Annotated in this window: 20 protein-coding genes; 8 read left to right on the top strand and 12 right to left on the bottom strand. The window is 63.0% G+C overall.

What is annotated here, in order from left to right; translation table 11 throughout:
* Positions 1-91: 91 nt before the first annotated feature.
* Positions 92-4,981, bottom strand: a complete 4,890-nt coding sequence (locus LQ788_RS08435; RefSeq protein WP_231446693.1) for an NAD-glutamate dehydrogenase — start codon at positions 4,979-4,981, stop codon at positions 92-94.
* A gap of 139 nt (positions 4,982-5,120) precedes the next feature.
* Here LQ788_RS08435 and LQ788_RS08430 point away from each other — a divergent pair, with 139 nt between their 5' ends.
* Positions 5,121-5,585, top strand: a complete 465-nt coding sequence (locus LQ788_RS08430) for a DUF2505 domain-containing protein (RefSeq protein WP_231446691.1) — start codon at positions 5,121-5,123, stop codon at positions 5,583-5,585.
* 19 nt (positions 5,586-5,604) lie between these two features.
* On the opposite strand, the gene LQ788_RS08425 is transcribed toward LQ788_RS08430, so the two are convergent.
* The 3 genes from LQ788_RS08425 to LQ788_RS08415 are packed head-to-tail and all read right to left on the bottom strand — an operon-like array spanning position 5,605 to position 7,949.
* The gene (locus LQ788_RS08425; RefSeq protein WP_231446689.1) at positions 5,605-6,072 is read right to left on the bottom strand and encodes a DUF6912 family protein; all 468 of its coding nucleotides are present in this window, start codon (positions 6,070-6,072) and stop codon (positions 5,605-5,607) included.
* Positions 6,073-6,081: 9 nt separating this feature from the next.
* Positions 6,082-7,302, bottom strand: a complete 1,221-nt coding sequence (locus tag LQ788_RS08420; protein ID WP_231446687.1) for an AAA family ATPase — start codon at positions 7,300-7,302, stop codon at positions 6,082-6,084.
* A complete protein-coding gene (locus LQ788_RS08415) occupies positions 7,299-7,949 on the bottom strand; it encodes a flagella basal body P-ring formation protein FlgA (protein WP_231446684.1) in 651 nt (216 codons plus the stop codon). The genes LQ788_RS08420 and LQ788_RS08415 overlap by 4 nt, the downstream gene beginning before the upstream one ends.
* Before the next feature lie 140 nt (positions 7,950-8,089).
* Between LQ788_RS08415 and LQ788_RS08410 the strand changes: the two genes are divergently transcribed.
* Positions 8,090-8,311 (top strand): helix-turn-helix domain-containing protein, encoded by a 222-nt coding sequence (locus LQ788_RS08410; protein ID WP_009884687.1) that lies wholly within the window; start codon positions 8,090-8,092, stop codon positions 8,309-8,311.
* A 33-nt stretch (positions 8,312-8,344) separates the two neighbouring features.
* Here the strand turns inward: LQ788_RS08410 and LQ788_RS08405 are convergent, their stop codons facing one another.
* The gene (locus LQ788_RS08405; RefSeq protein ID WP_231446683.1) at positions 8,345-8,860 is read right to left on the bottom strand and encodes a hypothetical protein; all 516 of its coding nucleotides are present in this window, start codon (positions 8,858-8,860) and stop codon (positions 8,345-8,347) included.
* A gap of 148 nt (positions 8,861-9,008) precedes the next feature.
* Here LQ788_RS08405 and LQ788_RS08400 point away from each other — a divergent pair, with 148 nt between their 5' ends.
* Complete coding sequence (locus LQ788_RS08400; protein WP_231446681.1) at positions 9,009-9,806, top strand: LysM peptidoglycan-binding domain-containing protein; 798 nt, start codon at positions 9,009-9,011, stop codon at positions 9,804-9,806.
* The gene (locus LQ788_RS08395) at positions 9,803-10,270 is read left to right on the top strand and encodes an Rv3235 family protein (protein ID WP_231446678.1); all 468 of its coding nucleotides are present in this window, start codon (positions 9,803-9,805) and stop codon (positions 10,268-10,270) included. The genes LQ788_RS08400 and LQ788_RS08395 overlap by 4 nt, the downstream gene beginning before the upstream one ends.
* A 22-nt stretch (positions 10,271-10,292) precedes the next feature.
* Here the strand turns inward: LQ788_RS08395 and secA are convergent, their stop codons facing one another.
* On the bottom strand, positions 10,293-12,989 hold the full coding sequence (secA, locus tag LQ788_RS08390) for a preprotein translocase subunit SecA (protein ID WP_231446675.1): 2,697 nt from the start codon (positions 12,987-12,989) through the stop codon (positions 10,293-10,295).
* 54 nt (positions 12,990-13,043) lie between these two features.
* Positions 13,044-14,285, bottom strand: a complete 1,242-nt coding sequence (locus LQ788_RS08385) for a winged helix-turn-helix domain-containing protein (RefSeq protein ID WP_231446673.1) — start codon at positions 14,283-14,285, stop codon at positions 13,044-13,046.
* A 161-nt stretch (positions 14,286-14,446) separates the two neighbouring features.
* Between LQ788_RS08385 and LQ788_RS08380 the strand changes: the two genes are divergently transcribed.
* The 4 genes from LQ788_RS08380 to LQ788_RS08365 all read left to right on the top strand — a co-directional run bounded on the left by LQ788_RS08380 (position 14,447) and on the right by LQ788_RS08365 (position 18,049).
* Complete coding sequence (locus tag LQ788_RS08380; protein ID WP_231446671.1) at positions 14,447-15,010, top strand: hypothetical protein; 564 nt, start codon at positions 14,447-14,449, stop codon at positions 15,008-15,010.
* Between the two features lie 60 nt (positions 15,011-15,070).
* Positions 15,071-16,213 (top strand): sensor histidine kinase, encoded by a 1,143-nt coding sequence (locus LQ788_RS08375; protein WP_231446669.1) that lies wholly within the window; start codon positions 15,071-15,073, stop codon positions 16,211-16,213.
* 37 nt (positions 16,214-16,250) lie between these two features.
* Positions 16,251-16,895 carry a response regulator gene (locus LQ788_RS08370; RefSeq protein WP_231447369.1) on the top strand — a complete coding sequence of 215 codons (645 nt, stop codon included), beginning with the start codon at positions 16,251-16,253 and terminating at the stop codon, positions 16,893-16,895.
* Positions 16,896-16,963: 68 nt separating this feature from the next.
* On the top strand, positions 16,964-18,049 hold the full coding sequence (locus LQ788_RS08365) for a DUF418 domain-containing protein (RefSeq protein ID WP_231446667.1): 1,086 nt from the start codon (positions 16,964-16,966) through the stop codon (positions 18,047-18,049).
* Between the two features lie 128 nt (positions 18,050-18,177).
* On the opposite strand, the gene hpf is transcribed toward LQ788_RS08365, so the two are convergent.
* The 5 genes from hpf to mtrA form a co-directional block, all read right to left on the bottom strand.
* Complete coding sequence (gene hpf, locus LQ788_RS08360) at positions 18,178-18,837, bottom strand: ribosome hibernation-promoting factor, HPF/YfiA family (RefSeq protein ID WP_231446666.1); 660 nt, start codon at positions 18,835-18,837, stop codon at positions 18,178-18,180.
* A gap of 66 nt (positions 18,838-18,903) precedes the next feature.
* Positions 18,904-19,626: a ComF family protein gene (locus LQ788_RS08355; RefSeq protein ID WP_231446664.1), complete on the bottom strand. Its 723-nt coding sequence runs from the start codon at positions 19,624-19,626 to the stop codon at positions 18,904-18,906.
* A gap of 31 nt (positions 19,627-19,657) precedes the next feature.
* On the bottom strand, positions 19,658-21,379 hold the full coding sequence (locus LQ788_RS08350) for an LpqB family beta-propeller domain-containing protein (protein WP_231446662.1): 1,722 nt from the start codon (positions 21,377-21,379) through the stop codon (positions 19,658-19,660).
* Positions 21,376-23,514, bottom strand: coding sequence for an MtrAB system histidine kinase MtrB (gene mtrB / locus LQ788_RS08345; RefSeq protein WP_231446659.1), 2,139 nt, complete (start codon positions 23,512-23,514; stop codon positions 21,376-21,378). The genes LQ788_RS08350 and mtrB overlap by 4 nt, the downstream gene beginning before the upstream one ends.
* A complete protein-coding gene (mtrA, locus tag LQ788_RS08340) occupies positions 23,511-24,191 on the bottom strand; it encodes an MtrAB system response regulator MtrA (RefSeq protein ID WP_231446657.1) in 681 nt (226 codons plus the stop codon). The genes mtrB and mtrA overlap by 4 nt, the downstream gene beginning before the upstream one ends.
* Positions 24,192-24,271: the final 80 nt, after the last annotated feature.

Genomic DNA, 24,271 nt, shown 5'->3' with positions numbered 1-24,271 from the left:
CAGACGCCGACAGACCCGCAGGCTCCAGCCCGCGAAGTCTGTCGACGTCAGCAATGATCTGACGCTATCACTGATCTGTTGGGGGCACTGCTCAGACGGCCTGCTCCGATTCCCAGGCCGAGGAGCGGACGACACCGCGCATCATGCGCAGCAGCACCGACAGCGGGGCCTGAGTAACGGTCTCGAGTCCCAGGATCGTCTCGGTCGTGTCCAGCACCCGTGCGGCCACGGTGTCGTTGCGCTCGAGCCACTCGCTCAGTCGCTGACCGGCTCGCTCGTCCGGGGTCCCGGAGATCGGCGAGTCCGTCGCGACGAGGACTGTTCCGGCCACGGAGAGGATGGCCGAGTAGAAGTCATCGCGCAGCGAGCCCCGCGCCAGCGCCGACCACCGGTCGCTGCGGTCAAGATCGCCGATAAGAGTGAGCACCTGCGAACCGGAGAACTTGTCGTTGACCGCGTAGTAGAGTTCTGCGACGTCCTCGGCGGATTCACCTGCGCGGGAAGCCAGCTGGGCAATGTCGAGGAGCACGAACTCATCAAGCAGGGCTGCCGCTCGCCAAGCGAGTTCGCTGGGCACTCCCTCGTCGATGAAGCCTTCAGCCGTCGCCTTCATGCTCGCGGCGTCGAACCCGTCAACGAGGTCGGGCACCCGATCCCGCAGAGCTGCGACGACGCTGCCATACCTGTCGATGCCGGAGTCCACGTCGAGGGTGTCAGGGGCCTGCTGGACCAGCCACCGGGATGACCGATCGAGCAGACGCACATAGGCATGCTGCAGTTGGACCTGGACAGCAGTGGGCACCTTATTGTCGAGCGCGCACACAGCCTCGAAGAAGTCATCGAGTCCGAAGATCTCGGAGACGACGACGAAGACGCGGGCGATCTGCGGCACCGAGGCCGGAGTCTCCTCCAGCATGCGGTAGACGTAGGTGAGTCCGCCGCGATCGATCATCCGGTTGACGAGCTTGGCCGTCGCAATCTCCCGGTGCAGGGGGTGCTCCGGGATCAGCTCTCCGTACTTCTCGACCAGAGAATCCGGGAAGTAGGAGGTCAGTTCCCGCTTCATCCACTCTTCGTCGGGAACCACGCTGCCCAGGATCTCATCGGCCGCATGCATCTTGGCGTAGGCGAGCAGAACCGCCAACTCCGGGGAGACATAGGAGCTGAACTCGCGCTTGGTCAGTTCCTGCGCATCGGGCAGGAACTCGACCTGACGATCGAGGTCGGCGTTCTTCTCCAAATAGCTCAGCATCCGGCCGTAGGTGCCTGACATCGATTCGGTCTGCGCCCGCGCCTCGCCGAGGACGACGTTCTGGGCGTAGTTGTTCGACAGCACCCGATCAGCAACATCATCGGTGAAGGACAGGAGCACACGTTCGCGATCTTCAGCGGCGAAGGCCCCCTTGTGGAGCAGGGTGCGCAGAAGCAGCTTGATGTTGACCTCGTGGTCGGAGCTGTCCACGCCTGCCGAGTTGTCGACGGCGTCGGTGTTGATGGCCACACCGTTCAATGCCGCTTCGACACGTCCCAGCTGGGTCACACCGAGGTTGCCGCCCTCTCCGACGACCCGGCTGCGCACGTCGCGACCGTCGATGCGGATGGCGTCGTTGGCCTTGTCGCCGACATCGGCGTGGCTCTCATCCGAGGACTTGATGTAGGTGCCGATGCCGCCGTTGTAGACGAGGTCGACCGGGGCCTTGAGGATCTGCGACATCAGTTCGGCGGGGCTGCGCTTGCCTGGTTCGAGGCCGAGAACTGCGGCGGCTTCGGGGCTGAGGTCGATCGACTTCGCCGATCGGGGGAAGACCCCGCCTCCGTTGGAGATGAGCTCCCGGTCGTAGTCCTGCCAGCTGGAGCGCGGCAGGTCGAAGAGTCGTTTGCGTTCCACGAAGCTGCGTGCGGCATCGGGGTTCGGGTCGAGGAAGATGTCTCTGTGGTCGAAGGCTGCGACGAGGCGGATGTGCTCACTGCGCAGCATGCCGTTGCCGAAGACGTCACCGCTCATGTCACCGATGCCCACGACTGTGAAGTCGTCAGCTGCGGTATTGACCCCAAGTTCACGGAAGTGTCGTTCGACGGACTTCCAGGCACCGCGGGAGGTGATGGCCATCTTCTTGTGGTCGTAGCCGACGGAACCACCGGAGGCGAAGGCGTCGCCGAGCCAGAAGTCTCGGCGTTCGGCAATCGCGTTGGCCACGTCCGAGAATCGTGCGGTGCCCTTGTCGGCGGCGACGACGAGGTAGTAGTCATCGCCGTCGTGTCGGACCACACGGTCCGGGTGGACGACCTCTTGCGTGCCGTCAGCGCCGTAGACGAGATTGTCGGCAACTTCGAGAAGGCTTTCGATGAAGACCTCGTAGGCGGCCTGACCGGCAGCCATCCACGCATCGCGGTCGCTCATCGGCGGCAGCTGCTTGGGGAAGAATCCGCCCTTGGCGCCGGTCGGAACGATGAGTGCGTTCTTGACCATCTGGGCTTTGACGAGGCCGAGGACCTCGGTACGGAAGTCGTCTCGTCGATCAGACCAACGCAGGCCGCCGCGGGCCACTGTGCCGAAGCGCAGATGCACGCCCTCAACCTGAGGCGAGTACACCCACATCTCCAGCGCCGGCTTGGGCTTGGGCACGAAGCTGAGTTCGTTGGCACGGATCTTGAGTACGAGCGCAGTCGGCAGCTCGCCGTCCTCGTCCAGGAAGTAGTTCGTCCGCACTGTTGCGCGCAGCAGCTCGAGAGAGGACCGCAGGACACGGTCCGCGTCGAGGCTGGCGACATCGCTGAGTGCCGACTCGATTGACGTGTTGAGCTCGGTCATCCTGTCATCGCGTCCGGCGTCGTCAGCGGTGGGGTCGAACTTCGCGAAGAAGTAGTCCACCAGCAGTCGCGAGATCTCCGGATTGTCGCTGTAGACCTCACCGACGTAAGCGTCGGAGTACGTGAAGCCGGCTTGGCGCAGGTATTTGCCCAAGGCGCGGATGATCGTGACATGCTTCCAGTGCATTCCACACACGACGAGACGGTCGAAGACTCCGGCTTCCTTCTTGCTGTCCCACCCGGCGATGAACGCATCGGAGATCCGTGCACAGTCACCATCGTCGAGGGTCTCGGGGAAGGTCAGACCGAAGTCGTAGATGTAGCGGTGTTCCCCGTCAGCGAGGTCGAGCTCATGGGGACGTTCATCGAGAACGGTCGCGCCGAAGGCGGTGAGGAACGGAAGCACTTCTGAAAGTCCGACTCGTTCGTTGCGGTAGAGGGCCAACCGCACCGGAGCATCCGAGGTGTCCCCGGGACGATAGAGACGAACCGCGGGACCCTGACCGGTCTCCAACGCCTCGAAGCGGGCCACGTCGGCGATGGCCTCGGCGGGAGAATGATGTTCTTCGTAGCTGGGCGGGAACGCCTTCGACCACCGGTTGGCGCGTGCCACGGAGCTGTCGTTGTCGCCTCGCTCTGTGGGGGCGAGGAAGGCGTGGACGTCTTCGGACCAGGAACGCACGGCGCCGACGATCCGCTTCTCCACAGTCTGGGGGTCGATCTGCGGCAGTTCCATGTCACGACCGACACGGGCCACGAAGTGAATGCGAGCCAATGCCGATTCGGTCAGCAGCACGTCGAAGTCGACGCTCTCAGCGTTGTAGAACTTCCGCAGCACTTCCTGGACGCGCATGCGCGCGGCCGTGTCGTAGAGATCGCGGGGCAGGTAGAGGATGACGGAGACGAATCGCTGGTATGGGTCGCGGCGGACGAAGACCCGTGATTGGCGACGTTCCTGCATGTCGACGATCTGCATGACGACGTCGAAGATCGCCTCCGTTGTGTCGTGCAGGAGGTCATCGCGCGGGTAGGTCTCGAGGACGCCCAGGAGTTCGTTGGCCGAATGGGAACCGGCGGGGAACCCGCTGGCCGACAATATCTTGCGCACCTTGCGGTTGATGACCGGGATGTTGAGCACGCTGTCGTTGTAGAACTCAGGTTTGAACACGCCGACGAAGCGGCGCTCACCGACGATCTCACCGGCCGAGTCGAAGGTCTTCACGCCGATGTAGTCCATGAACGAGCCACGGATGACGCGGGAGCGTGAGTTCGCCTTCGTCAGCACCAGAACGTGAGGTTCGCGGGCCTTGTCTGCCACAGCCCGGCTCAGCGGCGACTTCGCCAGCGGCCGCAGGGTGGAGATGCCCAGCGACGTGTGCTCGATCGGTTCGAGGCTGCTCTGACTCTCATCGTGGGAGTAGTCGTACTCACGGTATCCGAGGAAGGTGAAGTGACCGTCGAGCCAGTTGAGCAGTTCCGCTGCGGCTTCAGCTTCGGAGGCGAGTTCCGGACGCGGGGGCTGGGCCTGCAGTTCCTTCGCGATGTCCTTGGCACGGATCGCCATGGCGCTGGCATCGGTGGCAGCGGCTGCCACATAGTCGAGGACGCTGCGCAGCTGGTCCTTCAGCCCGGGGAGGTCTTCTTCGGGAAGTCGATCGATCTCAAGACGAATCCACGACTGCTGCTGAGGAAGGTCTGACCCGTGCGTCTCCTCGGTCTCAGAGATCAGTGGGATACCCGCGGTATCGGCAGACACGGCCGGCGCCTCGGCCCGGGAGAGCACCGACAGGCCAGAGCCCTGACCTTCGACGGCGATGATGGGGTGGTGGACCTGTCGGATGGCACGGCCGCTCGTGGCCAGATCGCTGACGATCGAGGACACCAGGTGGGGCATATCGGTGAGGACCATCGCGATGACAGTGTGATTGTCGCGGAATTCGGGAGAGTCGATATCCGGGTTGTAGATGGAGATCTGCGGTGATCTGCCGTCGTACTCGAGTCCCAGTGCATAGTGTGAGGCGGCTGCTGCGGCCAACGCCTCTGTTCCTGCTTCGGAGGTACCCGGTTCGAAACGCGGATAGTACGCCTCGATGAAGTTCTCCGGGGCACCTTGTCCCCTCTGCTTCCTCCACTCTTCTGCAATGTCCGAATATGAGACCTGAGACACCATGTCACCTCTACGATCAGCGCGCAAAATTTACTGCGATTCGACGTCGAACCGCCATCACCCACACTATGCTCAAATGCCCAGAAAGGCACGCCGACAGCGATGCTGGGCCAGGACGCTGAACTACTGGCAAACTGGAGCTATGCGAACTCTGACTCTCAACCATGATTACTCGGAATCTCTGTCCGATTTTCTCCTCAGACTTGCCGATGCTTCAACGTGGCAGTCCCTGGGATACGAAGCCCAGGCAGAACGGATCGATCCCGATACCGAGGTGACGGTGAAGACTCCGCTGCCCAAGGATGAGATGCCCTCGGCCCTGGCCTCTCACCTGCCTGCTGCTGCCGAACTCGTTGAGGTCTACATGATTCCCGGCGACGTCATCGGTGACAGCGCGGAGATCAGGATGACCGCCCACGCAGCCGGAGTGCCCGTTGAGATCGATGCACTCATCACGCTGACTCAGCAGGTCGCGAAGACATCACTGTCGGTGCGCGCTGAGATCAGCTCTTCGATCCCCCTGTTCGGGTCGATGATCGAGCAGGCCGTGGTGCCCATTCTGCAGAACCGTCTGGACGATCGGCTGAATAAGCTCGAACGAGCCTGAGACTGCGGGCAGCCCGGTCTCAGCTGTTCTCATGCAGCAGCTGAGGCAGCTCGGTGGCGTCATACCAGAGCAGATCCGAGTCGCCGAGGTGGTCCTCCGCGGCTTCGTGTCCACCGTCGGCTCCGATGGCGGCCGCTTCTTCCCAGGCCTCGACCTCGTCGATGTGGATGCTCACGATAGACGTCATGTCGACGCTGGGAAGGCTGAGCAGATCGAAACCTTCGACCAGCTCTTCACCGGCAACCGAATCGGAGGCGTCGTAGGCGACGACGGCGCGTGGCGAGGGCTCACTCGTGGTTGCGGCAGCGGCCTCGAACGACTGGGTAGCGGCCAGCGCAGCTGCGATGTAGAGAGCGTCGAACTCACGCGCCTCGAGTTCATCTCCACCGAGCCCTCGACCGTGTGCATCGGGAGCGACCGCATGCACCGAGGCGAGTCCTCGGCGAAGTGCGTCCAATGTGGTCGGGATATAGCAGCGAATCGACATGCTCCAATCCTAAAGGGACTTCACCCTCCGCCCCGAACCTGCCTTACGGGAACGCTTCCGTGCCGGAAGCAGTTCGGCCACCGCTGCAGCGTAATCCTGACTGAGCACCGATTTCGGATTCTCCTCGTGGAGCGTGTGTCCGGCCAGCATCGCCGCATCGACCGTCACCCGATCATCGCTGAAGATGAAGTCGGGATCCCGACGAACGAACCTGGCCAACACCTCACGGATTCGCGCCTCGGCGGGGTGGCCGACCGCTGACGAGCGGACCTTCGTGATGCCGATGCGCATTCGCGAACCCAGCGACTCGACTCTGTCGGTGCCCAACAGTTTGACGAGCCGCTGCAGTCCGATCGGGTCACCGGCAGCGAGGACGAGCACCTCGTCGGCGGCATCCAGAGCAGCCCGGGTTGCACAGTGCCTGTCATAGAACGGATCGGCGAAGTCATCATCGGGGTCCACTCGGTCGGAGACATCGACGACCACGAGATCGAACATCTTCGCCAGGCGGGCCAGCACCGCGCTAAGGACCGAGGCACGCACTTCCGGCCACCTGTCGGGCCCGGTCAAACCGGTGATGGCATGAAAGTCTTCGCGTACCGCAGCATGCGGAACACCGGAGATGTCCAGTGGCGGCGCCTTCTCCGCCTCAAGTCGACACAGGCTCGCCAGGTGCGCGGATTCCTCCGTCAGACCCAGAGTCGTGGCCACCATCGCGGCGACGGTGTCCGCGTCGACGACGACGCTGCGGTGCCCTTGTCTCGCCCCATGATCGCCGAGGTTGACCGCCGTGAGAGTGCGACCGGGAGAGGATCCGGTGCCCCAGATCGTGACGATGCGGCCCTGCCCTCTCGCCGATCCAGGTGGAGCGACGGGCCGAGGCGGGACCACGGTGGAGTCACGAGTGTCGTTGAGTGCCTGCGCGACAGTCTCAGCATCGGCAGTCGACGGGACGCTGGCGCTGATGCCGAGTGCCGTCAACGCTCCCGTGTCGTTGCCGAACCCCAGCACCGCTGTCCCCGTCGCCAGAATCGATGCAACGACCTGCGCGTCGAGTCCGGGAAAGTACTGACCGACGATGACCACATCGGCACTGCCGGTCCGACACAGCGCCAGCAGTTCGACCTCGTCCGCGGGGCGCGCGACGATGGTGACCTCGTCGACCTCGCTGAGGAGCTCGAACAGGATGAGATCGAATTCGAAGTCCACAGCCAGGAGGACCTGCGTCATGACTGGCCGCCCTCAGCCTTGACTGCAGCAGGAGCGCCGACGACGGAGAGAACGCTGTTGCCGTCGAGTGCTCCCAGGACCTCGGCGAGTTCAGTGCTGGCGACGAACACCTCGATCCTCGCGCCGTCTCCGACACCGAAGCTGCCGACCTCACGCGAGATGTTCGATACCGGTGCCGAGGTCACGATCTGCTGCGGGTCGAGCCCCTCATCGTCGAGACCCTTCGACTCCGGCTGCGCCCAGACATCGACCAGGCTGCCTGTGTCCACGACCGTCGGGACAGAACCTGCGACATCGATGGCCACAACTCTTCCCTTCAGTTCAGCGACGGGAGCCAGCGCCGAGGCCGGCAGCAGCTCACCGGCGGCGATCACCGTGCGCACGCTCGAGCTCTCCGGGATGCCGGCATCGGCAGACAGGTACTTATCTCCGATGTCGGCCAGGTTCACTTCGGCCACCGTGAGATCGTCCGCACTGACCACCTGACCTGGGACCAGAGGCGAGGCGCTGGCCCACACACGGGTCGTCGCATTCGCGGTGCTGATGAGCAGATAGGTCGCGACGATGGCCACGACGACGAGGACCGCTCCGACCAGCAGCCTGGCATCGGTCCACTTCGGCCGACGAATTCGTTTTGAGAGCTCCATTGCTTCTCCACCTTTGGAAAATTTCCCATGACAGGAACTGTTTCTGAGTGATAGTATTGAACACCAAACGAGGTCAAAGCAATGGTTTTGGCAAAAATAGTCACCAAGCAATCAGTCACCTGGAATGAGAAGGGGCCCTCATGGTCGTCGAAAATCGCTTCCTGCCGCTTACCGATGTGGCCGATCTGCTCAATGTCTCGATCGCCCAGGCGCGGGCGCTGGTCCGCACCGGCGACCTGCGCGCCATCAAAGTCGGCGGACGCGGACAGTGGCGTGTGGAGAAGACCGAGATCGAGGCATACATCCAGCGGATGTACGAACGCACCGAGCACGAGATCAAGACCGGCTCGCTCGAAGACTGAAGCAACTACGGCCGATCGACCCGTCAACGTCACCTAGGCGAATGGGTTGACCCTGGCACGCACCAGCACGATCGCGCGGTGCGGAATGATCCGACCTGAGATCTCAACATAGTCAGAGGCGACCATGTCGCTGCGCCCACGGATCGTCCCGCCACCCCCAGCTAATTCCAGCGAGATCTCCTCATGGTCGGCGGCTAAGCGCCGCAGCGCCGACGCCATCCCCAACCGCTCCAAGGAACCGGGTTCATACCTGTGCGTCCTGGACCGGGTGCGAATCTCTCGGATCGAGTCGATCGCCACGACCACTGTCTCGACGCCGGCGATGACGAAGATTCCATCTCCGAGGAAGACGGCGGTCCCTGATATCTCCCGATCAGCGACCACCAGCTGCACCGCCTGACCGAGCGCTCCACGCATCCGCTCGAGCAGGGTGCGCTGCGCGGCATGGACCGCGACTTCATCACTGAACTCCCCTCGCCTGGCATGGGCCTGCCCAGCCGCATGCGTTGCCTCGACATCTGCAAGGAGAGCATCAATCCGATCGTCCATGATGTGAAGCCTGCCGCAGCGACGAGCCTCAGGCAAGGGATACCGACCCGATTACGAGAACTACGCGATTGTAGTTAGATTCGTCTATTGACAGCAAACACTATCTAACGCCATCATTGGTATACGTTTCCAAAGAAGGATCGCTCTCATGTATCTGCTGGCAGCTTGCACCATCTCCTGGCTCTGTCTGATCGGTGCGTTCATCACCACGTGGATTCACCTCCCAGCGCCACGCAGCACCACCGATCTCGTCCTCCTCATCATCGTCGGCACAGCTGCGATGCTGTCCTCGCGGCTCGGCGCGGTGTCTCTGCTGACGATGCTGATCAGATTCCTACCCCGTGGCCGGGTGAGAACTTGGGCCACAGGAGCGGCGCTGCGCATCGTACCCGCCGTGCTGCGCTCGAGTGTTCTCGCTGTGGCCTCGGCGAGCCTGACACTTCACGCGGCCCAGGCCGCTCCACTGCCGGCAGACCCACCCGCACAAGAAGCTCACTATGCTGCTGTTGCTGCCGCACCAAAGGCCGCACCAGGCTCCGCAGCTGCTGACGTACCGGATGCCGCGCTCGATCCGGGCTGGCCGACTGCAGTATCCGACGATCCCTCGCTGGACCCCGGCTGGCCGACAGTTCCACCCCCTGCAGATACCGACCCACACGGTCCTGGCCCCTCGTCTCCCCCGGGACAGGACAGACCGGCTGTCGACTCCGGTGCGCCTGACGAAGATGCAGGCAGTGGAGACTCGGCACCAACCGGCACCGACGACGAGGCTGGTGTTCATATCGTCGGGGTCGGGGAAAGTCTGTGGTCGATCGCGGTCAAACAGCCCTCGAGCGGTGGCACAACTCATGACATCGTCGATGACATCTATTCGGCAAACAAGGACGTCATCGGCGCGAATCCGAACCTCATCATGCCCGGCCAACGATTGGAGATTCAGCCATGACCGCCCCACTGGTGCTTTCGCGCCCTCGAGTGGCCAGCACACCACGTACCAACACACGACGGAACCTGATCGGCAACGCCCCAGCAGTTAAGCCGAACATTGTCGCGGATGACAAGGATGACAGCCGCATCGCAGCGACGGCGACATCGTTGGCGGTGGCGTGCCTGGAGATCTTCGCTGGCGTTCGGCGCAGCGATTCGATCTCCCGTTGGGTCGACCGGGGACTGTTGGAGAAGATCGATCAGCGTGCCCAACTGCGCGCCGAGGTGGCACCGGCCAAGCCGGTCGGTGAGCTCGGGCCATCACGCACTCTGCAGGCAGGAAATGCACGAGTCTGTCGGGTCACAGGCGACATCGCCGAGGTCACCGTCATCGTCCGCACCCAGAGTCGCTTCCGGGCGGTGGCAATTCGCTTGGAACTGCTCACCACCCGGTGGACGATGACTGCTCTGCAGACGATGTGAACTCGCCGTCAGAGTCGAAGAGTCAGCTCTTCGCCTTCTTCTTCGCGCGACGCTCGGCACGGTTGGCCGGCTGTTCGGCCCCGTCAGCCTCATCCTCGGATTCGGACAGCGAGGATGAGCCGTCCTCGGATGGGGCGGACAGCTGCATCTTGGGTGTGGTGTGACGCAGCTCTGCCGCATCGACCTCGACCTCGGAGTCAGAGTCGGTTGCGTCTTCGGCCCGATTCACGGTCACCTGCAGGGTATTGGTGAGGCGGACGACGTCCTCCCTGATCCCATCCTGCATGGTCTTGAACATGTCGAAGCCTTCGCGCTGGTATTCCACCAACGGATCCTTCTGCGCCATGGCCCGCAGACCGATGCCGTTCTTCAGATAGTCCATCTCGTAGAGGTGTTCACGCCACCGCTTGTCGATGACCGAGAGCACGACCCGTCGTTCGAGTTCACGGGTTGCCTCTTCGCCCAGAGTCTCCTCGCGCTGCTCGTAGAACACCTCGATGTCGGACTGAATCTCACGGTTGAGTCGGTTCTTCGTCAGGTTTCCGATTCCGCCGACCTCGTCGGCCAGGTCCTCTTCGGTGATGGAGGGCTCATAGATCTTGCCCAGTGCTTCGAAGAGTTCGCCCACTTTCCAGTCCTCGACAGGACCGGTGGTCGCCTCGGCGACATAGGCGTCGATGACCTCCTCACGGAACTTCGAAACCTGGTCTTCCAGATCCGCCCCGTCGAGAACGCTGCGACGCTCATCGTAGATCACTGTGCGCTGACGGTTGAGAACGTCATCGTATTTGAGGACGTTCTTGCGCTGTTCGGCATTGCGCTGTTCGATCTGAGACTGCGCGGAGAGAATCGCTCTGGAGACCATCTTGGATTCCAGCGGCACGTCATCGGGAACATTGGCGGTGGCCATGATCCGTTCAGCGGCACCGGAGCCGAAGAGTCGCATCAGATCATCGGTCAGCGAGAGGTAGAAGCGGCTCTCTCCCGGGTCGCCCTGACGTCCTGAACGGCCCCGCAGCTGGTTGTCGATGCGCCTGGATTCGTGACGTTCGGTGCCCAGGACGTACAGACCTCCGGCCTCGACGACCTCTTCGGCCTCACTCTTGACTCGCTTTTCTGCGGCCTTGAGGACGTCCTGCCACTGCGCCTCGTACTGCTCTTCGTCTTCCTGCGGGTCAAGGCCGCGCTTCTCCATCTCGGCCACGGCGATGAACTCGGCGTTGCCTCCGAGCATGATGTCGGTACCGCGACCGGCCATGTTCGTCGCCACTGTCACAGCGTCCTTCCGGCCGGCCATGGCCACGATCGAGGCTTCACCCGCGTGGTTCTTCGCGTTGAGCACCTCATGGCGGATGCCGCGCTTCTTCAGGTGTTTGGAGAGGTATTCGCTCTTCTCCACGCTGGTGGTGCCGACGAGCACCGGCTGTCCGGTCTCATGGCGCTCAGCGATGTCGTCGACAACGGCATCGAACTTCGCGACCTCGTTCTTGTACACGAGGTCCGACTGGTCGATGCGCTGCATCGGCTTGTTCGTGGGAATCGGCACCACACCGAGCTTGTAGGTCGACATGAATTCCGCGGCCTCGGTCTCGGCCGTACCGGTCATACCGGAGAGCTTGTCGTAGAGACGGAAGAAGTTCTGCAGGGTGATCGTCGCCAGGGTCTGGTTCTCAGCCTGGACTTTGACGTTCTCCTTGGCTTCGATGGCCTGATGCAGGCCCTCGTTGTAGCGACGTCCCTTGAGCACACGACCCGTGTGTTCGTCGACGATGAGCACTTCGTCGTCGAGGATCACATAGTCTTTGTCCTTTTTGAAGAGCTCCTTCGCCCGGATCGCATTGTTGAGGAAGCTGATCAGCGGGGTGTTCTCCGCATCGTAGAGGTTCCCGATGCCCAGGTAGTCCTCGACTCGTTCGATGCCGGGTTCGAGAACACCCACGGTGCGCTTCTTCTCATCGACTTCGTAGTCACGATCTGTCTTGAGCCGTTTGACGACCTTGGCGAACTCTTCGTACCAGCGGTTGCCGTCGCCTTCGGCTGGGCCGGAGATGATGAGCGGGGTACGGGCCTCGTCGATGAGGATCGAGTCGACCTCGTCGACGATCGCAAAGGCGTGTCCGCGCTGGACCAGTTCGTCGGCCGACCAGGCCATGTTGTCGCGCAGGTAGTCGAACCCGAACTCGTTGTTCGTCCCGTAGGTGATGTCCGCGGCGTACTGTTTGCGACGGTTGTCCGAGGACATGTTCGCCTGGATGCAGCCGGTCTCCATACCGAGGAATCGGAACACACGGCCCATGAGTTCGGACTGATAGGTTGCCAGGTAGTCGTTGACCGTGATGATGTGCACGGATCCGCCGGTGAGCGCATTGAGATAGGCCGGAGCGGTGGCGACCAGGGTCTTGCCTTCACCGGTCTTCATCTCGGCGATGTTGCCCAGGTGCAGTGCCGCTCCGCCCATGAGCTGGACGTCGAAGTGGCGCATGCCCAGGGTCCGGCCCGAGGCCTCGCGAACTGCGGCGAAGGCCTCCGGAAGCAGCGAATCGAGGGTCTCGCCCTCCTGATAGCGCTTCTTGAAACGATCTGTTTCCTCTCGCAGTTCAGCGTCTGACATCTCGCTGAACTCCTCGGACAGCGCGTTGATCGCTTCCGTGTACTGGCGGAGTTTCTTCAGCGTGCGTCCCTCACCGGTGCGCAGAAGCTTCTCGAGGAAATTAGCCACTTTTCTCCTAATCGGCATGAATGCCTGACAACAACTCGAACGACTCTATATTCCCTAGCTTAATGGCAGGTGAGTACCGCTCATATCCACGGCACCCAATCCGAGCCACTTCGCCATTTCGCACAGCTCCAGCGCCAGTTCCTCTTCATGCTCTTCGCCGGGCTCCCAGGTCACCTTCAGCGCCCGGAGCGTATCGGCAGCCTGGTCCCGGTGCAGGTCGACTCGACCGACGAGGCGATCGCCGAGGAGGAACGGCATCACATAGTACCCGTGGACTCGGTCCTTGGCCGGAGTGTAGATCTCGATCCGATAGTGGAAGTCGAACAGCCATTCGATCCGCGGGCGGTAGAAGACCAGGGGATCGAATGGGGCCAGGAGTGCACGAGCCGATACTGAGCGAGGGGTTCTCGCCGCATGCCATTTCAGCGCCCGCGTGCCGGCAACGTCGACCTCGATGAGTTCACCTGTGGCCAGCAGCGAGGTGATCGCTTCGTCGGTGGGCACGCGCCGCTGCCGGAAGTAGTCAGCGAGGCAGTCCGGTCGTGCGATGCCCAGGGCCTGGGCGGCGATCCTGGTCAGGGCGAGCACGTCGTTGGCAGTGCCTGATACGCCTCGGGGCAGTTCGGCAGTCGGGTCGAGGCCGAGCTCTGGATCGGCGGCAGGTCCATAGGCGAGTTCAGTCTGCACCAGCGATGGGCTGACGTCGTGCGGAAGGGCGTAGACGCGTTCGAAGTGTTCGTTGCGCCCTGCAGCGCTGATGATGCCGCCGGCGAACAGCGCTTCCAGCGCGATCTTGACTTGGCTGGGGTTCCATCCCCAATGATCGCGGTCGCGTTCGGGGATTTCGTGGTCGACGAGGTCCGACACCGCGCGGGCGGTTTTCGGCCCGGATTCCAAAACCTCGAGGACAGAGCGCTGCAGGGCGCGGAAGGCCGGTCCGCTCTCGGGATGACGCTGTCCGTAGTCGTTGCGCCACCATTCGGTCCGTGTGCGTTCGAAATGGTGCCAGGTCTCGGGCGGGATGAAGGCCGCAGCATGGGCCCAGTATTCGACGCCCATGCGAGGTGCTGAGTAGAAGAGCCGGTCAAGGGTCTCTCGCGGATAGGGTCCCAGCCGCGAAAAGTAGGGCAGATAGTGCGAGCGCACCACGCGTGAGACCGAGTCGATCTGGGTCAGACCCAATCGGGCGAAGGTCGATTTCAGGTGTCGGGCCGTCACCTGGACCGGGCGCGGCCGGTCGAGGCCGGTTGCAGCGATTGCTGTTCTGCGCGCCGCCGACAGTGTCATCTTCTGCATGGACCCACAGTAGGTCACCGCACTGACACGGCACGGAAATCCGTCCATCCGGCCGATCGGTTCCAGCCGTTCGGCCGACGGCAGCGCCGCCGTCTGCCAGAAGGATGGTCATTGTCACCACGACGCTCACGACTCCCCCACGAAAGGAACCAGGACACATCATGAAGAAGGCCATCATCGCTCTCGTCGCTGCTATCGGTATCATCGCCGTTGCCATCGGAGGACTCTTCGTCTGGGAACACCAGTCGAAGCTCTCTCTCGAAGACCAGGTCGAGGACTATCTCGCTGACCAGGGAGTGAACTCCACCGGGATCGACGTCCATGGTCGCCCCTATATCCTCTTCGCCATCCAGGACTCCGTTGACCTCACCTACGTCGATCTCGCCCTGCAGGCCGGAACCAACAAGGACCAGCTCCTCGTCCACCGTCTCAGCCACGGTCGGGCGGATCGCCTCACACGCTTCGTGACCTTCGACCATCCCGCAGGAGACGTCGACCCGATTGAGCGCGCGGACGGATCGTTCACGGACTCCGCTATGGTCAACGGCACAAAGGTCACCTATACCGCCGAGGTCAAGGATCGCAGACTGCGACTGTTCGCTGATGGAGAGCAAGCCGGCGAGATCGAGGTGGAAGAGGGAGTGAGCGAGCACGGGGCAGCCGTGACGAAGACCGGCGTGGTCGTCGAACTCGAGTACGGTTCTTCCCACGACGGCGACCAGTAGCCCCAGGACCTGAGGTTCCACCCCACCGGTGAGCTCCTGCCCCGATTACACTGGGAAGCGATGAAGACTGTGATCACGTGGCTGTGGCTCCTTCCCCTGCCTCTGACCTTCGCTTTAGAGGTGCTCACCGGCTCGGGCTGGTTGGTGATCATTGCCGATGTGTTTGCCCTGGCCACCGCACTCCCGATCCTCGTCCGCACCCAAAGAGCCGCGGCCGGGGTCACGCGGCCTCAGATCTCATTGCTGCCGTTCGCCGCGCTCGCTCTGATCCTGGCGCTCATCCCGGTCGCGGCAGCCGCGACCCTGAGCCTGACTGTGATGTGGCTGAGCCTGGTGACTGTGGTCATGCTCTCCCGCTGGTTCACTGCTCGTATCCAGCTGCTGCTTCTCATCCTGCTCTCGGTGGGCAACCTCGTCGTCCCCGGTCTCATGCCCGACGGGATCAACTTCGCCTTCGCGACCTCGACCGTGATCGTAGCGAGCCTGTCCCTGGGGCTCCTGCTGCGCATGGTCGACCGGTCCCTGCTCGAACGTCAGGCCACCGCCGCCGAGGCGGAACGACGTCGCATGGCCACGGAGCTCCACGATCTGGTCGCCCACGAGGTGACCGGAATCGTCGTCCTCTCCCAGGCGGCGGCTCGCAGCGAGGACGCCGGGATCCTCAGGACTGCTCTGTCCAAGATCGAAGAGTCAGGCACACGTGCTCTGGAGGAGATCCGGTCGTTGGTCTCAGACACCTCCTCCGTCTCCGGCGATGCCAGTGCCCGGTCCCCCGTCGTCTCCGGCATCCAGGGGCTCATCGACCGGGCGAATGGCTTCGCCGAGGCTGAGGACCTCACTCTCGATCTCAACGGCACCGACGCCGAGGCGGCCCCCACCACCATCTGGCCCGTCCTCGACCGGGTGCTGGCCGAAGCCCTGACGAACATCCGCCGCCATGCCGGGTCCCGCGTCCCGATCACGGTCCGGCTGTTCACCACCACCTCGGCGATGGCCGATGACGGGTCACGTCGTGACATCGTCCTCACCGTGATCAACGGCCCCAGCGCCGGTGGAATCGGGGCAGGTGGAATCGGTGCCGGCAGCGGAACCGGTCTCCACAGTCTGCGCACACGGGTCGACCACCTCGGCGGGAAGCTGTTCGCCGGGCCCAGTCACGACGGGGGCTGGGTGCTCGAGACTCGGCTACCCTTGAACCCGTGAGTTCAGGGATGAGTCCGACACGAGCCGACGGAGGACGATCGTGATTACGGTGGCGCTGGTCGATGATCAGGAAATGGTGCGGATGGGGTTCTCCCTCATCCTCGACGCCGATGAGTCGATCACTGTGGTCGGGCAGGCCTCTGACGGCGTCGATGCCATCGCATTGGCCAAACGCGAACGCCCCGATGTCATCCTCCTCGACATTCGCATGCCCAAGCTCGACGGACTCGCCGCCCTGCCCCGGCTGACACCGATCTCCAAGGTCATCATGGTCACGACATTCGACGATGATGACTACGTCGATGCGGCCCTGGCCGGTGGTGCCAGCGGATTCCTCCTCAAGGATGCCGGCCCGGACCTGCTGCTGGCCGCTGTCAGGGCCGCCGCGAACGGTGACGCGCTGATCTCACCGTCGCTGACCCTGGATCTGCTCAGCCGCCGCGCCCAGGACACCAGAACGGGCGAGGACCGCATCGCCGGGCTCAGCGAGAGGGAGAACGACGTCGCCCGCCTCGTGGCGCGGGGTCGGACGAATCAGGAGATCTGTGCCGAGCTCTATATCTCGTTGGGGACAGTGAAGAGCCACCTGGGCAGTATCCAGACGCGCCTGGGCGCCCGAAACCGAGTCGAGATCGCCGCACGGATGTGGGAGTCGGGGGCAATGAATCGGCCGAATGGCTGACGCCTGATCGCGGAGTCCGGCCATTGGGCCGATGTCGGCGACAGCCTGGCTGAACCACGATGGAACACATGAGTTCAGACACCAGTGACCACCTGTCCACAGCACCTTCCGGCACCCCCACACGCACCCCGACACGCGCTGCGAACGGGCCCCGCACCCCGAGCGGCTCACGCACTGCAGCCAGGTCCCGCATCGCTGCCCTCGACGTCGTGCGCGGTATCGCCCTGTGCGGCATCATGATCGTCAATCTCCCGCCGCTCTTCGGCCTGGACGCTATCACCGACACCGGTGCTGTCCAGAGCTTCTACAGGATCGAACAGGACTTCGTGCAGAACAGGTTCTTCCCGATCTTCTCTCTGCTCTTCGGCATCGGCTTCGGCATCATGTGGAACTCAGCCCAAGCCCGCAGCCCCAGACCCAGGCTCGCCCTGCTGCGCCGTTTCCTGTTCCTCGCCCTCCTCGGCGTCGGCCACGCGTTCCTGCAGCCGGGTGAGGCTCTGCTGCCCTATGCGCTCGTCGCCATCGTCATCCTGCTGCCGTCGACATGGATTCCAGCTCGCGCACTGGCCGCGACCACATCGATCACCGGAGGGGTCCTCCTGGCCGTCGGGGTCTGGTTCGGCGGTGGCCAGGTGATCATCCCCGGCCTCTTCCTGCTCGGATTCGCCGCCGGATATGCAGATGCCATCCGTCGCGCACTGCGCCATCCCGGCTGGCTGGCTCTGATCGGAGCCGCCAGCGCCGCCATCTCCGCCACCGGATTCCTCCTCACCGACTACATCACCCGCCAGCTGCACATGTGGATCACAGCCGGCCTCGGCATCACGATGGCCCTGTGTCTCGTCGTCATCATCCTGCTGCTCATGCTCACCCCCGCCGAGGTGGTTCTGCGGTCGATCTTCGCACCCCTGGGTCGGATGGCGCTGAGCAACTACATCGGAGCCACACTGCTCATCCTGGGTGTCAAGGCCGTTGAGCCCGATTTGGCCCAGTTCGATGATCATGACGGATATCTGGCCGGCGTGCTCATCTGCGTCGGCATCATGATCGTCCAGATCGTGGTCTCCGCACTGTGGCTGCGCTTCGTCGGGCAGGGACCGTTGGAGAGGCTCTGGCGACTGGTCACCTGGGGTCGTGCGGGCGCACGAGCCTGAGACTCCGCCGACATATCCACAGACACAGATCGCCGAGGTGGGCCCTCCCACCTCGGCGATCGTGTTCTGATTCTGGTCTGAGTTCGAATCAGTATCGCTCAGCCTGAGCCAGCACTGTTGCCTTCGACTCAGTCGGCGACTGCCTCGAGCTCAGGATCAAGGGCGATGACCCCGTAGCTCCACCCCTTGCGGCGGTAGACGACGGACGGTTTGCTCGACTCCTCGTCGATGAACAGGTAGAAATCGTGTCCGACGAGTTCCATCCGGTTGAGTGCTTCTTCGATGCCGATGGGAGAGCCGTTGAACGTCTTCTCACGCAGAACCACCGGAGAATCACCTTCGGCCTTGATCCGCCCGTTCGTCTGATCGTTGTTCGCGGACGCGTTCGCGTCGATCGCCTCGCCCTCTTCGGGGACGAGCGAATCGGCCACGGGCATCTTCGCAAGTGCCTCTGCGGTCGATTCCTTCCGATGGTGGCCGGCTCGAGGAACCTTGTTACGGTCCCTGGCACGCCGTAATCGTTCGACGAGCTTCGCCCAAGCCAGATCCAATGCCGCATACTTGTCGCTTGCCATGGCTTCCGCGCGGATGGCCGGTCCCTTCGCCACTACAGTGAGTTCGACTCGTTCGCTGGTCTCGGGCTGGCGAGAGTTCTTCTCGTGAGCAACGTGCACTTCGACTCGTTGCGCTCGCGGTGCGAGCTGCTCGACCTTGGCGATCTTGTCCTCAATGTGGGCCCGAAAACTGTCGGAGATGGTCAGTTGACGTCCGTTGACAACAATGTCCATGATGCGTCCTTAGCGACTCGTTCTTCGGATTCATCCGATCCCATTCCCTTGGATGGGTAAACACCGTTATACAGTAAAGGGAGAGACAAATCGAGTGCCCCCGCGGCCGAGACCGAGAACGGCTCCTGCAGCGGGTCTGATCTGCACCGATGCTAATACCCGTGCGCTTTCTGCCAAGGTTGCGCCGGTGGTTGAGAAATCATCGATGAGCAGGTCTACACCCGATTCCGAGTCCGTTTCGCCGCCCTGCGCCGCAATCGCCGAGGGCAGGATCGTCGGATTGAGATACTGCGATCTGGCCACGTTGGCCTCCCGGGCATGTGCTCCCAGACCGACCTGGTCATGATGGCGTCTGGTGAGGAGAACATCGATGACCTCCAGGGACAGTTCGGGAACCAGCTGCGCGGCGCGGCTGGCCAATGTCGCCGTATGGGAACGGCCGCGACGTCGCAGAGCCTGCGGGGAGCTCGGCGCGGGAAACAGTCTGACCCTCCCACCCGAATGATGAGCCAATTCCAAGGCCGCGGTGATGGAGCGTGCAAGTGCCAGGGCCAGCGGGTCGAGAATGTCGCGGCGGCCGTTGTCCTTGAAGTTGACCACCATATGAGAAATCTGTGTGCTGTATTCCGAGACGCCGACGACGGGAATCTGACCGTATCGCGGTTCCATGGCGCGTGGGATGCCACCGAGGAGATGCAGACACGCCGTGCACAGGGAAACGTCCTCCCGTCCGCAGCCGGCGCACCGGCGGGGCAGGAAGAGTTCGCCGAGTCCGGTGAGCAGTCCCATGGGAGAAATCTACCTCGCCGAGCTTCGCACCTCAGCCCGGATAGGAGGGATCTTTGGCCGTGATGTCGACGAGCTTCTGCCAGGCGTTGGAATTGTAGGAGTAGATCTCGCCGGATGAGCTCGTCACGAGAATCGAACGACCGTCCTCGCCGGAGGCGATGCGGCTGCCATCGGGGACTTCTCCCAGTTGTGCGGGCGGTCCGGTCACGCCGATGCGGAACGGTTGGACCTGCTCGCCTTCCGTTGCGGCCAAGGCCACCAGAGAGGTCGATCCTGCCCAGGAGATGTCCTTGACCTCGTCGAAGTTCGATCCGACCTCGATGGGGGCATCGGCCACAGCACTCGAGGGGTTGCCCGCCTTGTCACGAGGGATGCCGACGACGTCGATGCGTGACGGCTCGCCCTTGTGCCGGCTCAGCAGCGCGATCCGTGTCCCGTCACGTGAGACCTCCAGGTCGATGAGATCTCGACCGGAGAGGAAGTCCGTGGCGATCGAATACTCCTTGCTGTCTTCGCCGATGGCGGTGAGCTTGCCTTTGTTATCGCGCTCTCCGGTCCAGACCGTGTTGAACCGGTCGATGCTGGGGCGCACGAGCTTCTTGCCCTTGAAGATCGGAGTCGCGTCAACGGCATCGGTCTTGAGCCGCATGAGTTCTTTCCCGGAATTCTGCAGGTAGACGTAGAGCGAATCGTCGAATGACACGGCTGGGTCGCTGGCTTTGGCCTTGGACAGATTCGGACTGTTCTCGACCTTGGCCACTGTCGTGCCGGAGATGCGTGAGAGCCGGTCCTGAGACAGGACGACGGGTGGACCGTCGACTTGGACCGAGGAATCGGTCTTCGGCTGCAGACTCTCCGAGACGGGCTGTCCGCCTATGGTCAGCTCAATGCTCGAGATGGAGGGAATGACCTTGAGCGTCGACGCGATCTGCTGTCGGATCAGCCCTTTCTCCTTGTCCGTCGGTGAGTCTCCCTGACTGCCCAGGGCGATGTGCGCAACACCGTTTTCAATGGTCACCACGTTGCTGTCGCTGAGTTTGGCACCGTCGGGTATTGCGGTCACGACCGCACCGGAGAGGTACGAGGCGGGTCCGCTGAGGAGTTCGTTGATGAGCGCTGTCGGTGTGGACGAGGACCGGAGGAACCAGCGGGAGTCCGGGACCAGGTAGGAGTAGTCGGAGGTGAAGAACTGCAGCGAGTAGTTGAGGAAGATCGTCTGGAACTCTGCTTCAGAGATGAGCAGACCATCGGGCGCCGAGGCGATGCGCCACTCCCCGTTCTCCTGACGCAGCGAGAACTCCATGTTCGACTGGGTGCCCGGCTTGGTGGAGTTGAAGATGCCCGAGGAGTTGACGAGTCCGACGACCGGAGCCGACATCGTCAGGGTCTTCTGGTCGGAGGTGACTTCAGCGTTGAGCGAATCCAAATCGGTGTCATTGGGCAGCACAGACACCGATTCCTGCGGATTCCATTCCTGTGCTTCTGCCTCAGTGAGGAAGGACTTGGCCACGGAGAAGTTGTTGCCGGTGCCCGCGCCGGCAGCTAAGAAACCGCGAACGATCTCACCGATGCTGTCACCGGGTTCGGGCCCATCGGGGATACGGGCGCTGCTGGCTCCGGGGTCACCGGATCCCGCTTCGATGTGGCCGACGGGCGAACTGCTCGGGATCGAAGAGCAGGCCCCCAGCGCCATGCTGGCGAAGATGGCGAGGACGAGCATCTGCAGACTCTTCCTACGGCGGGGGGTCTTCATGACTGCGATCCTCCTTCAGGTGTCGTGCTGGGGTGCCACACGGTGTCCATGTCGATGTGAATTTCGGTGTCGCCGCCCGCGTTGCTGTCGCCCCCGCTGCCGCTAACATCGGCGTCGACATCGGCATCCGCGTCGGCGTCGCCGTCGGCATCAGCGTTGGCATCGGTATCGGTATCAGCGTCGGCGATGGGCTCGGTGTCCGAGTCGTTCCCGGTGTCCGCGCCCATGCGGGGCTCGGGTTCCTGCGCAACTTCTGGCTTGTCGCTGCCTTCTATGGATTCTTCGGCCTCGTTGTCGTCCCGGATGTCGTCACGAATGTCCTCACGCGTGTCGTCGTCGGAGTGTGTGGCAGCAGAGGTGCCGTCGTCGATGATGGCGGAATCCCCGCGGATGACCTCGGGCCGATCAACGAGGCCGTCGTGGCTGGGTGCAGCCTGGCCGGTCTCGACCACGATGGGAATCGAGCCCGTCTGGATCCGCACGGAACCGTCTGAGGACAGCGGACCCGCCACCAGGGCAGCCCCCTGGATCTGTGCATCTCGCGGCGGCAGCGGCAAAGGTGAGGACGTGATCTCCTGGTCTGGACGACGTGGAATGGTCAGGCGGAAGCACGAACCCTCTCCCAATTTGCCCCAGACCTGCAGCCAGCCGTTGTGCAGGTGAGCGTCCTCGAGCGAGATCGCCAGACCCAGACCGGAACCGCCCAGGGTGCGTTTGCGAGCGGGATCCGCACGCCAGAACCGGTCGAAGACGTGCTCGACCTGTTCTTCATTCATGCCCACCCCATGGTCGCGTACGCTCACGGCCACCGCCTCGGCGTTGGAGGCGACATAGATGTCGATCGGGTTGGACTCTCCGTGTTCGATCGCATTGACGACGAGGTTGCGCACGATTCGGGTGATGCGGACTCGGTCGACCTCGGCCATCACCGGCGAAGACGGGGCGTGGACGACGATATTCGTCGACATCTGGTCGGCCACCATCGACACCGTTTCGATGATCGAGGTCACGATCGCCCCGACGTCGACGGGCTTGGCTACAAGGGCGGCGGCACCAGCGTCATAGCGGGAGATCTCGAGCAGGTCCGAGAGGAGATTGTCGAACCTCTCCGCCTGCGAGTTCAGCAGTTCCGCGCTGCGGGATGTGACCGGATCGAGGTCGTCGCGGGCATCGTAGATGAGGTCGGCGGCGGCCCTGATCGTGGTCAGAGGTGTGCGCAGCTCGTGGGAGACATCGGAGACGAACTGCCGCTGCAGGACAGAGAGCCGCTCCATCTGCTGAATCTGATGCTGCAGGGTGTCGGCCATGTCGTTGAAGGACTCCCCCAGCACCGCGATCTCGTCGTTGCCGTGAACCGGCATGCGCTCGTCGAGGTCACCATCGGCGATCAGACGTGCCACCTCGGCGCCGGTGCGCACAGGAGTGACCACAAGCCGGGTGACGATCCAGGCCACAGCACCGACGAGGACGACGAGGACGAGGGCGGCGACGAGCATCGATCTCTGCACGAAGTCCAAGGTGTCCTGCTGTTCGGACAGGTCACCGAGGTAGTAGAGCTGGAACTGTCCGGCGTTGGGTATCTGGAGTTCTTGAGTGATCAGCAGACCGGGTCCGGAACCGTCGGGGAGAGCCACGGACTGATAGAGCATGTCATCGGTCGGGGCCTGGCTGATGGCTTCCTTGAGCTCATCGGTGGCGGGAACGTCGACGGCGGAGCCATCGGAGTCAGTCGTCCCGGCACTGATGGTTGAGAACGAGGAGTTCGGATCGCTGGGCTCCAACGTCAGCGAGTACACGGAGCCGGTGGAGCGGTTGAAGATCGAAGAGAGCTGAGAGCTCAGGTTCTCCTGGGTCACCGCCTGACCGTCGACGGGAGCGAGGCTGCGCAGCTCGGAGACGATGGTCCCGGCCTGGGACGACAGGGACTGGAGCCGGGTGTCGAAGAGGCCGCGTGAGATCTGCTGTGACATGTACGTCCCCACTCCGAAGATGGCCACGGAGGTGAGGACGATGGTGAGGACGACGATCCGCAGCTGCAGGGAATGGCTGAACGAACGGAGGAGGAACCTCCAGAACGTCCGGACCGCCGAGGCTGCGGTGCGGATCGCTCCGCCCACAGCCGAGGAGGGACTCACGCCGCTCTGCCTGCCTTATATCCCACGCCGCGAACGGTGACGATGATGTCCGGCTTCTCCGGGTCACGTTCGATCTTCGAACGCAGTCGCTGCACGTGCACGTTCACGAGACGGGTGTCCGCCGCATGCCGGTAACCCCACACCTCTTCGAGCAGGGTCTCACGGGAGAAGACCTGCCAGGGTTTGCGGGCCAGGGCCACCAGCAGATCGAACTCGAGCGGAGTCAGGGAGATAGGGGAACCGCCCTTGGTCACCGTGTGACCAGCGACATCGACAACGACATCGCCGACGGTGAGCAGTTCCGGTGCCTGCGGTTCGGAGATGCGCAGGCGGGCCCGCACCCTGGCGATGAGCTCCTTGGGCTTGAACGGTTTGGGAACGTAGTCATCGGCGCCGGACTCCAGGCCGAGGACGACGTCCACGGTGTCCGATTTCGCCGTGAGCATGATGATCGGCACCGAGGAGATCTCCCGGATCTCCCGGCACACCTCAAGTCCGTCCTTCCCAGGCAGCATGAGGTCGAGGAGGACGAGGTCCGGATTCACCTTTTGGAATTCTTCGAAAGCCTGATCGCCTGTGGCACAGAAGTAAGGTTCGAAGCCTTCGCTTTTGAGCACAATTCCGATCATTTCGGCCAAAGCCGTGTCATCATCAACTACGAGGATACGAGCGTTCATGCTCCCATTGTCGCTTATGAGCGCCCAATCTTTCGACCTCGACACCCCCCGCTGCTGAATGCAGACGTTGTGAACTCGGC

This window comes from Brevibacterium zhoupengii (assembly GCF_021117425.1).
Lineage (GTDB): Bacteria > Actinomycetota > Actinomycetes > Actinomycetales > Brevibacteriaceae > Brevibacterium > Brevibacterium zhoupengii.
This window is presented reverse-complemented; position numbering and strand designations above follow the sequence as displayed.